Annotated in this window: 13 protein-coding genes; 7 read left to right on the forward strand and 6 right to left on the reverse strand. The window is 69.1% G+C overall.

The window, feature by feature from the left end; genetic code table 11:
- The first annotated feature begins 55 nt into the window (after positions 1–55).
- The 3 genes from ACFYOJ_RS32155 (at position 56) to ACFYOJ_RS32165 (ending at position 3,920) form a co-directional block, all read left to right on the forward strand.
- Positions 56–1,930 (forward strand): serine/threonine-protein kinase, encoded by a 1,875-nt coding sequence (locus ACFYOJ_RS32155; protein WP_356557135.1) that lies wholly within the window; start codon positions 56–58, stop codon positions 1,928–1,930.
- 68 nt (positions 1,931–1,998) lie between these two features.
- A complete protein-coding gene (locus tag ACFYOJ_RS32160; RefSeq protein WP_356557136.1) occupies positions 1,999–3,000 on the forward strand; it encodes a bifunctional lytic transglycosylase/C40 family peptidase in 1,002 nt (333 codons plus the stop codon).
- A 212-nt stretch (positions 3,001–3,212) separates the two neighbouring features.
- A complete protein-coding gene (locus tag ACFYOJ_RS32165; protein WP_356557137.1) occupies positions 3,213–3,920 on the forward strand; it encodes a phosphatase PAP2 family protein in 708 nt (235 codons plus the stop codon).
- Positions 3,921–4,123: 203 nt separating this feature from the next.
- Here the strand turns inward: ACFYOJ_RS32165 and ACFYOJ_RS32170 are convergent, their stop codons facing one another.
- Positions 4,124–4,309, reverse strand: a complete 186-nt coding sequence (locus ACFYOJ_RS32170) for a hypothetical protein (protein WP_388598403.1) — start codon at positions 4,307–4,309, stop codon at positions 4,124–4,126.
- A gap of 68 nt (positions 4,310–4,377) precedes the next feature.
- On the opposite strand from ACFYOJ_RS32170, the gene ACFYOJ_RS32175 reads away from it, so the two are divergent.
- Together ACFYOJ_RS32175 and ACFYOJ_RS32180 are read left to right on the forward strand one after the other, a co-directional pair.
- On the forward strand, positions 4,378–5,265 hold the full coding sequence (locus ACFYOJ_RS32175; protein WP_356557139.1) for a hypothetical protein: 888 nt from the start codon (positions 4,378–4,380) through the stop codon (positions 5,263–5,265).
- A 68-nt stretch (positions 5,266–5,333) separates the two neighbouring features.
- Positions 5,334–5,516, forward strand: a complete 183-nt coding sequence (locus ACFYOJ_RS32180) for a hypothetical protein (protein WP_356557140.1) — start codon at positions 5,334–5,336, stop codon at positions 5,514–5,516.
- Positions 5,517–5,555: 39 nt separating this feature from the next.
- Here the strand turns inward: ACFYOJ_RS32180 and ACFYOJ_RS32185 are convergent, their stop codons facing one another.
- The gene (locus ACFYOJ_RS32185; protein ID WP_356557141.1) at positions 5,556–5,933 is read right to left on the reverse strand and encodes a metal-sensitive transcriptional regulator; all 378 of its coding nucleotides are present in this window, start codon (positions 5,931–5,933) and stop codon (positions 5,556–5,558) included.
- A gap of 230 nt (positions 5,934–6,163) precedes the next feature.
- On the opposite strand from ACFYOJ_RS32185, the gene ACFYOJ_RS32190 reads away from it, so the two are divergent.
- Positions 6,164–6,784, forward strand: coding sequence for a DUF47 family protein (locus tag ACFYOJ_RS32190; RefSeq protein ID WP_356557142.1), 621 nt, complete (start codon positions 6,164–6,166; stop codon positions 6,782–6,784).
- A gap of 7 nt (positions 6,785–6,791) precedes the next feature.
- On the forward strand, positions 6,792–7,790 hold the full coding sequence (gene pitH / locus ACFYOJ_RS32195) for a low-affinity phosphate transporter PitH (RefSeq protein ID WP_356557143.1): 999 nt from the start codon (positions 6,792–6,794) through the stop codon (positions 7,788–7,790).
- A gap of 189 nt (positions 7,791–7,979) precedes the next feature.
- Here the strand turns inward: pitH and pstB are convergent, their stop codons facing one another.
- From pstB to pstS, 4 genes are all read right to left on the reverse strand, one after another.
- Positions 7,980–8,756: a phosphate ABC transporter ATP-binding protein PstB gene (gene pstB / locus ACFYOJ_RS32200; RefSeq protein WP_356557144.1), complete on the reverse strand. Its 777-nt coding sequence runs from the start codon at positions 8,754–8,756 to the stop codon at positions 7,980–7,982.
- 57 nt (positions 8,757–8,813) lie between these two features.
- A complete protein-coding gene (gene pstA / locus ACFYOJ_RS32205; protein WP_356557145.1) occupies positions 8,814–9,875 on the reverse strand; it encodes a phosphate ABC transporter permease PstA in 1,062 nt (353 codons plus the stop codon).
- Positions 9,872–10,876, reverse strand: a complete 1,005-nt coding sequence (gene pstC / locus ACFYOJ_RS32210; protein WP_356557146.1) for a phosphate ABC transporter permease subunit PstC — start codon at positions 10,874–10,876, stop codon at positions 9,872–9,874. The genes pstA and pstC overlap by 4 nt, the downstream gene beginning before the upstream one ends.
- A gap of 130 nt (positions 10,877–11,006) precedes the next feature.
- Complete coding sequence (gene pstS, locus ACFYOJ_RS32215; RefSeq protein WP_356557147.1) at positions 11,007–12,137, reverse strand: phosphate ABC transporter substrate-binding protein PstS; 1,131 nt, start codon at positions 12,135–12,137, stop codon at positions 11,007–11,009.
- Positions 12,138–12,371 lie beyond the last annotated feature (234 nt).

A 12,371-nucleotide genomic window follows, 5' to 3' on the forward strand; every position in this document is an offset into this window, starting at 1 on the left:
GAAGCGCCTGCCGAGTGATCGTGCGACTGCCCTGGCGGTTCACCAGAGGAAACCAATGGAAAATCTCCTCTTTGCGCCTAAGCGCCTGCTGCTGGCCGTAGTTGGCGCTGTGTCGCCCATTGGCCCTGGAGACCTGCATGCCTGTCACTGGGCTCTGCATCTGGCTGATCTCTGTGGCAAGGTCTGGGGCGTGGAGGCACTCAAGGGTCAGGATCCGGCGCAGATAGGTGCGTACACGTTGCTTGCCAGGCTTGGCGCCGGCGGCATGGGACAGGTCTACCTCGGGCGCTCGCCGGGCGGGCGGTTGGTTGCGCTGAAGGTGATCCGCGACGAGATCGTGGACCGGCCGGACGCGTTGGCGCGATTCCGACGCGAGGTGGAGACCGTACGTGCGGTGCGCAGCGCGTACACGGCGAACCTGATCGACGCTTCGCTGGACGCGGCACCGTACTGGTTGGCGACGGAGTACGTCGCCGGGCCGACGCTGAGTCGCGGGGTGGAGGAGCGAGGACCGCTGCCCGCTGAGACGTGCCGTGGTGTACTCGCCGCACTGGCGGAAGGGCTGGCCGCGGTGCACGCGCAAGGCGTGACCCACCGGGACCTCAAGCCGCAGAACGTGATCATCGCCGGACAAGGACCGCAACTCATCGACTTCGGAATCGCTCGGGGTGTCGATCAGGCGGCCCTCACGGAGACGGGGTATGCACCCGGCACAGCCGGTTTCACCGCGCCCGAAGTGCTGGTGCGCAACGAGACTGGACCGGCCGCGGACATCTTCGCGCTGGGAGCCACGCTCGCGTATGCCGCGACCGGGCGCCTGCCGTTCGGCTCGGGTGATCCGGCGGGTATCCACTACCGCGCCGTGTACGAACCTGCCGACCTGGCCGGTGTCGAGCAGGAACTGGCTGCCCTCATCGACCTGTGCATGGCCAAGAACCCGGCGGATCGTCCCACGCCGGCCGAGGTCATCGAGCGCTGTGGCGTGCGGTCGGCGCTGGTGGAGGATGCCCACTACGCGGGTTTGCTGAGCCTGGTCGAGGCGGTGCCACGTCGGCCCGAGGGTGATACTGGGGGAGTCGTGCCGCCGGGGCCCGAAACTCCCCCAGGGTTGCACGACATGCCGACCGCCGCGCCACGCCCTCTTGGCCACATGGGATACACGCCGACCCAGGTGGTCGCCGGGACGGCGGCCCAACACCGGAAAAAGCCTTGGATAATCGCGCTGGCCGTCGGTCTGATCCTCGTTGTCGGAGGGGCCACGGCGATGCTGGCACTGCCCGATGAAAAAGGGAAGGACAGTGCCAAGGGAGGCCAGGAGAGCACCGCTTCCGCCGGCCCCGGCGGATCGGCGCCGGCCACCACTCCTTCAGGAACCACGCAGACGGCCGAGGCCCCCAAGGCACAAGCACCTGCCTATGTGGAGGCGAACAGACTGATCCGCGACATGTGGTCCAGCGGCGGGGGACAGTGCAACCTGCCCTCCGAGGAACGCAACGAGTACCTCCAGTACTCCGTCGTACCCGTGGACGGCAGCGACTCGTACGCGTCTGGCCCTCTGGAGATCACCGTGCGCCTGAAATTCGCGGACCCCAAGCCGGGCGAGTCGTACTTCCTCTCGGTGGCGGTGAAGCCGCCCTATTCCATCGACCCGGAGACCGGCGAGCCTCTGCACAACGCGGCAGCGGGCAACATGTCCCTGGGGTTCACCAGTCGTCCCATCGACATGTACGAGGTCTACGAGACGCCGGGCAGCAACGGCACCGCGAAGCTGACGTACCCGGACGACTTCGTCGACTACGTGAAGGGAGAGAAGTACCAGGATGCGTTTCCCACCACCAAGGCACCGGGCGACTGGACCGTTCTGTTCCTTCACGTCAAGGAACCGAGCGAGTTCGCTTCCATCGCCTGCGACGGATTCCTGGTGAAGTAATGGCCCGGTGAGCCCGACATGGCTGAAAGCAGTCATTGGACGGCGCTTCTGTGGGGGAAAGTTGGGGCATGCGCAAAGTCTGGGTCGTCGTCGGCGCCGCGGTCGCTGCGGGGCTGAGTCTTGTCATGCTGCTGGTCGTGGGTGTCTACATCGTCGCCGGGAACCTGGCCGGCGGCGCGGTCTCGGGCAGCAAGACTCTGGCCAAGGGCACGGTCCCCGCCGCTTATCAGCAGCTCGTGCAGACGTGGGGCAACCTGTGCCCAGCCATCAACCCGGCACTCTTGGCCGCGCAGATTTATCAGGAGAGCAAGTGGCGGACGGACGCGCTCAGTCACGCGGATGCTCGCGGCATCGCCCAGTTCATTCCAGGCACGTGGGCCGCCTACGGCATCGACGGTGACGGCGACGGCGACCGTGACGTGTGGGATCCCCAGGACGCGATTCCCTCTGCGGCGTCCTACGACTGTCACCTCGCCAAGTACGTCAAGGACGTTCCCGGCGACGTCACGAACAACATGCTGGCCGCATACAACTCGGGGCCGTACCGCGTGATCGACGCGGGCGGTATTCCGGCGCTGACCGAGACGCAGAACTATGTGCGTAACATCCGGGCGCTCGAGAAGAGCTTCGCCGCGCCCGAGAGGCGGGTCGACCCGTCGGAGCAGGCCGCCGGGGCCATCGCGTACGCGCAGAAGAAGCTCGGCACGCCGTATCTGTGGGGCGGGAACGGGACCGCCGACCAGGGAGGGCGGTTCGACTGTTCCGGGCTGACCAAGGCCGCGTACGAGAGTGTCGGGATCACGCTGCCCCGGGTCGCCAACGACCAGTACAACGCGGGGCCGCATCCGAGCCGGGAGGAGCTGCTCCCCGGGGACCTGGTGTTCTTCTCGGACGACCTCACCAACTCGCGGGCCATCCGGCACGTGGGGATCTACGTCGGCGGCGGGTACATGATCGACGCGCCTCGGCCGGGGGCCGTGATCCGGTTCGACCCGATCGACACGCCCGACTACTTCGGCGCCACCCGGGTCACCGCGGATGGCGCGAAAGCGTTGCCCACGACGGTGTGAGCGGAGCGTGAACCCCACCCCTGAGCTGCGACGACGAGTATCTCTTCGATAACGTCTGCGTGATCGTTCGGTGGAGGGTGGAACGTATCAACGGGGACCGTGCGTTCCTGTTGTCGTGTAGGTGTGCGGACGGGCGGATCTACAACCACGGGGGTGGCAGACAAGGCGTGCGCAAGGTGCGCCGCACGACATGACGAAGGGGCCGCTGCAACATGGCTGGACTCGCTGATTCCGGGTCGAACCCCGACGTCGAGCTGCTCTACGACATCAACGGCCTGGCCAAGGACGCGCCGCACTGGTTCGACCGGGTCATGGAGTTCGTGGGTGAGTACGGGCTGCTCTTCGCGATCGTGCTGCTCGTGCTGTGGTGCTGGTGGGGCGTACGGCGGCGGGGCGGCGAGGACGCCGCGTCGTCCGTGGCCGCGCTGGTGTGGGCGCCGCTGGCCGCCGGGGTCGCCGTCCTGGTCAACGTGCCGATACGGGGCTTCGTGGAACGGCCCCGGCCGTTCAAGGACCACGACGGGCTGGAAGTGCTCGTCGACGGCAAGAACGACTACTCGTTCGTGAGCGACCACGCGACGCTGGTCATGGCGTTGGCCGTCGCCCTGTTCGTGGCCAACCGGAAGTTCGGCATCGGCGCGATCGTGCTGGCGCTGTTCGGCGGCTTCGCCCGGGTCTACATGGGCGTGCACTATCCGACCGACGTCATCGGCGGGTTCGCCCTCGGTACGGCGGTGGCGCTGCTGCTGTCGCCGGTCGCCATGGCGCTGCTGACGCCGGTGGTCAGGGCGGTGGAGCGGTCGCCGCGGGTGGGGTGGCTGGTCAGTGCGCGGGGGCGGGGCGCTGCGGGGCGTGGTGCGGTGATTCCGGGGGCGCGGCGGGAGAGCGCGGGGGCGGAGGAGCGGGACCTGGCCGCGTAGCGGTTTCCCTGGTCGGCGGTGCCGGTGCCGGTGCCGTCGGCATTGCGGGGTGCCCGGCGTGGGGGCTGGGCGGGGGTGGGGCGCGCGGCCCGGCGCTGACGGGGTGCCTCCCCCCGGAGGGGGACCCCCAGCGCCCACCCGTGCCGCTCCTGGGGGTACCTCTCAGGCCGTTCAGGCACTGGGGGAGGCACGATTGCCCGCAGCTAGGGCAGCGGGCGGTCGTGGGTCTGGGCGTCTGTGCGGGCCTGGCTTCTGGCTCTGCGGGCCGGGCCCCGCCAGCCGCAGGTGCAGCGGGCCACGCAGAAGGGGCCCTGTTCGACCGTGGTGGTGCGGTGTTCCGGTATGTCCTGGGGAGCTTCACAAGCGTCCTGCTGAGCCACGGTCACCACGTTACCGGGGTCGCCCGCCCGTCGTTAACCGGGACGGCAGGGGTCCGGGACGGCTGGGACGGGTGGCGATGGTCGGGCGGGAGAGCGGGAGAAGGGGAACGTCCGCCGTCGTCGTCGGGGCCGTGGTGTGTGCGGGGCTCGCCGGGGCCGGGTGCGCCGGACAGGGAGCCGCCGGCCGGGACGGGCCTCCCGGGGATCCGGTCCGGGTACTGCAACGGGCCGCCGACCGGCTGGTGGCCGCCGGCACTTCCAGGGCCCGTACGGCCATGGAGATGGCCAGTGGCGGGACGCGGGTGACCATCCGCGGCGAGGGCGTCTACGACTTCCGGGAACGGCTCGGCCGGCTGAAGGTGCGGCTGCCGCCGGGCCCGGCGGGCAGCGGCGGGCGCCGTCCGATCACCGAACTGCTCACGCCGGATGCCCTGTTCATGAAGAACCGGGGCGCCGGTGTGCCCGACGACAAGTGGGTGCGGGTGACGACCGCCACGCTGTCCGACGGGAACCTGGTGACCGGCGGGGCGACGGACCCGTTCGCCGCCGCCGAGGTGCTGCGGGGGACGCGGACGGCGACGTACGTGGGGCGCACCGAGGTCGCGGGGACCGGGGTGCGGCACTACCGGGGGACCGCCGATCTCGCGCGTGCGGCGCGGGCCGCGTCCGACGGCACCAGGGAGGCGCTGGCCGCCGCGGCCGACGGCTTCGCCACCGCCGAGGTGCCCTTCGACGTCTACCTCGACGACGAGGGCCGCATCCGCAAGATCCGGCACCGCTTCAGCTTCACCAACCGGCAGGGCGACGGCACCGTGGCCGTCTCCTCGACGACGCTGCTCTACGAGTTCGGCACCGCCGTGCGCGTACGGCTGCCCGAGGCGGACGACATCTACGCCGGGAAGATCGCCGAGGAAGCCGGCGAGGCGCCGGGCGGCGCGGGCGGTGGGGCGGACGGCAAGGACTAGCCCTTCCGTGCCATGCGCGGCGCGTGGGCCGCTCCCTACTCTAGGAAGCCGGTGACGGCAGAGACGAGGTGACGCGCGTGGCTCCGCTCGGCGGTACGGCAGTCCAGGACCACGTGGCACTGGCCGAGATAGAGCTGTGCGGGGACCTCATCATCGCGGCCTCGGCGGCCCGGGAACGGCTCAGCCTCGAGAGCATCGACGAGGTGCTGAGGGTGGCCGAGGAACGGCGCGGCACAGGCGCCGACCGGTAGACGCCGGGCCGCGGGGAAAGAGGAGACGGAGACGCGCGCTCAGGTGCGCAGGAGGCGGCCGATCGCCTTCGTGGCCTCCGCCACCTTCGCGTCGACCTCGGCGCCGCCCTTGACGGCGGCGTCCGCGACGCAGTGGCGCAGGTGCTCCTCCAGGAGTTGCAGGGCGAAGGACTGCAGGGCCTTCGTGGAGGCGGAGACCTGGGTGAGTATGTCGATGCAGTAGACGTCCTCGTCGACCATGCGCTGCAGGCCGCGGATCTGTCCCTCGATGCGCCGCAGACGCTTGAGGTGCTCGTCCTTCTGGTGGTGGTAGCCGTGCACGCCGCGGTCGTGGTCCGTGACGACGTCCGTGCCGTCGGTCTCCACCGCGTCCACGGTGGGGGAGGGCGCGCCTGCGCCGGCCTCGGTGGTCGTCATCGCGTCCTCCTGTTGGGCGGGTGGGCGGACATATACCCCTAGCGGGTATATCGTATCCAATTTCGCGGGGTAAGGGATCCCTGGGAGCGGCATGGGCCGAGGGCCCCCGGGTCGCCCCCCTGCTCACCACTCTGCCTCATGCGCGACACTGGGAGGCGGCCCGTTAGCCGTGGCCGGATGATGCGCCTAGCATCAGCCTGACCGAAACCGATGCATCCCGAGGACCCCACGTGCGCTTTCGTCTGACCCCCAGGGAGACGAGCTTCTACGACATGTTCGCCGCGTCCGCGGACAACATCGTCACGGGCTCCAAACTCCTGATGGAACTGCTCGGGGCGGACGCACCCGCCCGGGCCGAGATCGCAGAGCGTATGCGGGCCGCCGAACACGCGGGTGACGACGCGACGCATGCGATCTTCCACCAGCTGAACTCCTCGTTCATCACGCCGTTCGACCGCGAGGACATCTACACCCTCGCGTCGTCCCTCGACGACATCATGGACTTCATGGAGGAGGCCGTCGACCTGGTCGTCCTCTACAACATCGAGGAACTGCCCAAGGGCGTCGACCAGCAGATCGAGGTGCTGGCGCGGGCCGCCGAGCTGACCGCCGAGGCCATGCCGAACCTGCGGACCATGGACAACCTCACCGAGTACTGGATCGAGGTCAACCGGCTCGAGAACCAGGCCGACCAGATCCACCGCAAGCTGCTGGCGCACCTCTTCAACGGCAAGTACGAGGCCATCGAGGTGCTCAAGCTGAAGCAGATCGTGGACGTGCTGGAGGAAGCGGCCGACGCGTTCGAGCACGTGGCCAACACGGTGGAGACCATCGCGGTCAAGGAGTCCTGACCCCTCCATGGACACCTTCGCTCTGGTCGTGACCATCGGGGTCGCGCTCTTCTTCACCTACACCAACGGCTTCCACGACTCGGCGAACGCGATCGCGACGTCCGTGTCGACACGCGCGCTGACGCCCCGGGCGGCGCTCGCGATGGCCGCCGTGATGAACCTCGCCGGTGCCTTCCTCGGTTCCGGGGTCGCCAAGACCGTCAGCGAGGGGCTGATCGAGACGCCCGAGGGCTCGAAGGGGATGGGGATCCTCTTCGCGGCGCTGATCGGCGCCATCGTCTGGAATCTCATCACCTGGTACTTCGGCCTGCCCTCGTCGTCCTCGCACGCGCTGTTCGGCGGCATGGTCGGCGCGGCCCTGGCGGGCGGTACGACCGTGTACTGGCACGGGGTGGTCGACAAGATCGTCATCCCGATGTTCGTGTCGCCGGTGATCGGTCTGATCGCCGGGTACCTCGTCATGACGGCGATCATGTGGATCTTCCGTCGGTCCAACCCGCACAAGGCGAAGCGGGGCTTCCGTATCGCGCAGACGGTGTCCGCGGCCGGAATGGCGCTGGGCCACGGTCTGCAGGACGCGCAGAAGACGATGGGCATCGTGGTGATGGCGCTGGTCATCGCCGACGTCGAGGACTACGGCGACCCGATCCCGGTGTGGGTGAAGATCACCTGCGCGCTGATGCTGTCGCTGGGCACGTACGCGGGCGGCTGGCGGATCATGCGGACGCTGGGCCGGAAGATCATCGAGCTGGACCCGCCGCAGGGGTTCGCCGCGGAGACGACGGGTGCGTCGATCATGTTCGGGTCGGCGTTCCTGTTCCACGCGCCGATCTCGACGACGCATGTCATCACGTCGGCGATCATGGGTGTGGGGGCCACGAAGCGGGTGAACGCGGTGCGGTGGGGGGTCGCGAAGAACATCATCCTGGGGTGGTTCATCACGATGCCGGCGGCGGCGTTGGTGGCTGCGGTGTCGTTCTGGGTGGTGAATCTGGCGGTGCTGTAGCGGGGGGCCGCTGTATGCCGGGTGCCCGGCGTTGCGGGGTGCCTCCCCTCTCTGGGGAGGCACGACTGCCCGCAGCTGCGGGCGGCTGCCTGTGGCTGAGTGGATGTGAATGGGCCCGCCCCCGGGATGGGGGCGGGCCCATTTTTGCCTCGCGGTGGCACCGCCATGCAGCACCGCGAGGGGTTCGGGTCAGCCGAAGCGGCCGGAGATGTAGTCCTCCGTGGCCTGGACGGACGGGTTGGAGAAGATGCGCTCCGTCTCGTCGATCTCGATCAGCTTGCCGGGCTGGCCGACCGCCGCCAGGTTGAAGAAGGCCGTGCGGTCGGAGACGCGGGCCGCCTGCTGCATGTTGTGCGTCACGATGACGATCGTGAAGCGCTCCTTCAGCTCGCCGATGAGGTCCTCGATGGCGAGGGTGGAGATCGGGTCGAGGGCGGAGCAGGGCTCGTCCATGAGCAGGACGTTCGGCTCGACGGCGATCGCGCGGGCGATGCACAGACGCTGCTGCTGGCCGCCGGAGAGGCCGGAGCCCGGCTTGTTCAGGCGGTCCTTGACCTCGTTCCAGAGGTTGGCGCCGCGCAGCGACTTCTCGACGATGTCGTCCAGCTGGGACTTCTTGTAGTTGCCGTTGAGGCGCAGGCCCGCCGCGACGTTGTCGTACACCGACATGGTCGGGAACGGGTTCGGGCGCTGGAAGACCATGCCGACCTCGCGCCGCACGGCCACCGGGTCGATGCCGGGGCCGTACAGGTTCTCGTCGTCGAGCATGACCTTGCCGTCGACCCGGCCGCCGGGGGTGACCTCGTGCATGCGGTTGAGCGTGCGCAGGAACGTGGACTTGCCGCAGCCGGAGGGGCCGATGAAGGCCGTCACCGAGCGGGGTTCGACGGTCATCGAGATGTCCTCGATGGCCAGGAAGGAGCCGTAGTAGGCGTTGAGGCCGCTGACGTCGATGCGCTTGGCCATGGGTATCACTTCTTCTTTCGCGTGTCCGGGTCGCCGACTGTTCTTGCTCTGGCCGCGTCAGCGACCCGTCTTCGGGGCCTTCCAGCGCGCGATGCCGCGGGCCACCAGGTTGAGGATCATGATGAACGCGATGAGCGTCAGGGCCGCCGCCCAGGCACGGTCGTAGGCGGCGTCGGAGCCGGCGCCGTACTGCAGGTAGATGTACATCGGCAGCGACGCCTGCGGGTCCTGGAACGGGTTGGTGTTGATGAAGTTCGTGCCCCAGATCAGCAGCAGCACGGGGGCCGTCTCGCCGGTGATGCGGGCGATGGCCAGCATGATGCCGGTGACGATGCCGCCGATGGACGTGGGCACGACCACCTTGACGATGGTGCGCCACTTCGGCACGCCGAGGGCCAGCGACGCCTCGCGCAGCTCGTTGGGCACGAGCTTGAGCATCTCCTCGGTGGAGCGGACGACCACCGGGATCATCAGGATGCACAGGGCGAGCGAACCGGCGAAGCCGGAGGGGCCCATGTCCAGGATGATGATCCACAGGCTGAGGACGAACAGACCGGCGACGATCGACGGGATGCCCGTCATGACGTCGATGAAGAAGGTGACGGCCTTCGCGAGCCGGCCGCGCCCGTACTCGACCAGGTAGACGGCGGTGAGCACGCCGATCGGCACGGAGATCACGGTGGCGATGCCGACCTGCTCCAGGGTGCCGAGGAGGGCGTGGTAGATACCGCCGCCGGGCTCGGTGTCGGCGACGACGCCCATGGAGTGGGTGAGGAAGTAGCCGTCGAGGACCTTGACGCCCTGCTTCACGGTCTCCCAGGCGAGGGAGGCCAGCGGGATGACGGCCAGGAGGAAGGCCACCCAGACCATGCTGGTCGCGACCCGGTCCTTGGCCTGCCGGCGGCCCTCGACCTTGGCGGAGACGCCGAAGGTGCCGAGGACGAACAGGACGGCAGCGATCAGGGCCCACTGGATGTCGCTGTGCAGACCCGCCGCGGCGCTGATGCCGAGGCCCAGGGCGACCGATCCGGCGGCCACCGCCCAGGGGAACCACTTGGGCAGGGTGGCGCCGCGCAGCGAACCGCCCGGACGCTTGTCGGAGAGGGTTGCGTGGCTCATGCGTTGGCCCCCGAGTACTCCTTGCGGCGGGCGATGATCAGGCGCGCCGCGCCGTTGACCAGCAGCGTGATGACGAAGAGCACCAGACCGGACGCGATCAGCGCGTCCCGGCCCATCGGGGTGGCCTCGTTGAACTTGCTGGCGATGTTCTGCGCGAAGGTGCCGCCGCCCGGGTCGAGCAGGCTGGCGGTGATGTCGAAGGACGGGGAGAGCACCATGGCCACGGCCATCGTCTCGCCGAGCGCGCGGCCGAGACCGAGCATCGAGGCGGAGATGACGCCGGAGCGGCCGAAGGGCAGCACCGACATCCGGATGACCTCCCAGCGCGTGGCGCCGAGGGCCAGCGCGGCCTCCTCGTGCATCTGCGGGACCTGCCGGAAGACCTCACGGCTCACGTTGGTGATGATCGGCAGGATCATGATCGCGAGCAGGATGCCGACGGTGAGCAGCGAGCGCGGGGCGCCGCCGTTCCACTCGAGGACGCCGGTCCAGCCGAGGTACTCGTCCAGCCAGCCGTAGAGGCCGTCCAGGTGCGGCACGAGGACGAGGGCGCCCCACAGGCCGTAGACGATGGAGGGCACGGCGGCGAGCAGGTCGATCACGTACGCGATGGTGCCGCCGAGGCGGCGCGGGGCGTAGTGGGTGATGAACAGGGCGATGCCGACGGCGATCGGGACCGCGATGACCATGGCGATGATCGACGAGACGATGGTGCCGAAGGCCAGGACGGCGATGCCGAACTGCGGGGGGAGGCCGCTGGGGTTCCACTCGAAGGTGGTGAAGAAGTTGGCCTCGTCCTTGCCGATGGCTATCGCGGCCCGGTAGGCGAGGAACGCCGCGATGGCGGCCATGAGGACCAGCACGAGGATGCCGGATCCGCGGGACAGCCCGAGGAAGATCCGGTCGCCGGGGCGGGTGACGCCGCGCGCCGCGCGTGCGGTCTCGGTGGGGGACGGCGGGGGGGTGGGGGGAGATGTTGGCTTCTGCGTGGTGATGTCCATCGGGTTCTCCGGTCTGCGGAGCCGCCTGCGCGGCGGCCCGGACGGGGCCGCCCGCGTGTCGGGGGCCCCTGGCGGCGGTGCACCGGACGGTGCGGTCCGGTCACCCGTGGGGGACCGGACCGCACCCGTGTCAGCTCAGGCCCGAGATGGTCTCGCGGACCTTGGTGATGATCTCGGTCGGCATCGGGGCGTAGCCGGCTTCCTTCAGCAGGCCCTGGCCGTCCTCCGAGGCGATGTAGTTCAGGAAGGACTTGGTGGCGGGCAGGGTGTCGGGCTTGTTGCCCTTGTCGCAGACGATCTCGTACGTGACGAGGACCAGCGGGTAGGCGCCGGCGGCGCTCGGGGTGTAGTCCAGCTCCAGCGCGAGGTCCTTGCCGGTGCCGACGACCTTCGCGGCGCCGATGGCGGCGGTGGCGTTGTCGACGGTGGCCTTGACCGGCTCGGCGGCCTCGGTCTTGATGTCGACCGTCTTGATGCCCTCCTTGGCGTAGGAGAGCTCGAAGTAGGAGATCGCGCCGCTGGTCGCCTTCACCTGCTGGGCGACGCCGGAGGACTGGGGAGCGGACTGGCCGCCCTTGGCCGCCCACGCCTTGCCCGGCTCGTACTTCCAGTCGTTCGGGGCGGCGGCCTTGAGGTACTTGGTGAAGTTGTCCGTGGTGCCCGACTCGTCGGAGCGGTGGAAGGCCTGGATCTTCAGGTCGGGCAGCTTGGCGTCGGGGTTGAGCTTCTTGATCGCCTCGTCGTTCCAGTTGGTGATCTGGCTGTCGAAGATCTTGGCGAGCGTGGGGGCGTCCAGGACCAGCGTGTCGACGCCGGGGACGTTGTAGCCGATCGCGATCGGGCCGCCGACCATCGGCAGGTCGATGCCCTGGCCGCCGGAGCAGACCTTCTTGGAGGCCTCGATCTCGTCGGGCTTCAGCGCCGAGTCGGAACCGGCGAACGCGGTCTGTCCCTGGGTGAACGCCGTGATGCCGGCGCCCGAACCGTCGGGGCGGTAGTTGAGCTGCACGCCCTTGCACGCCGCCGTGTACTGCTTGACCCAGGCGTCGATGGCGTTCTTCTGGGCCGAGGAGCCGGACGCCTGGATCTGGCCCTTGGCGTCGTCGCACTTGATGTTGCTGTTGGCGGCGGCGGCGCTGGCGTCACCGCCGTTGCTGGAACCACCGGTGTCGTCGGAGCCGCACGCCGTGAGGGCCAGGGCGCCGGAGACGGCGAGAGCACCGAGAGCGAGGGCCCGCCGGTTCATGCGCTGAAGCTTCACTTGAGGGAGTTCCTTCCAGGAGCCGCCGTCCTGAAATCCGGCGGCGTGCGAGGACTGAACGACACGGTCGCGCTTTCGAGGTGCGCCCCGTATCGGGTAAGGCCGAAATTAGGCAGAACAGGTGAAGGCGCCGATGGGCGTAAATGAACGCACGGTGAACCCCTGCGGTCGGTGCGGTGAGGTCACGGAACGCTTACGTCGAGGACACGGAGCGGTCCCGGCGGAGCGGGGCCT

It is taken from the genome of Streptomyces sp. NPDC006384, assembly GCF_042870695.1.
Lineage (GTDB): Bacteria > Actinomycetota > Actinomycetes > Streptomycetales > Streptomycetaceae > Streptomyces.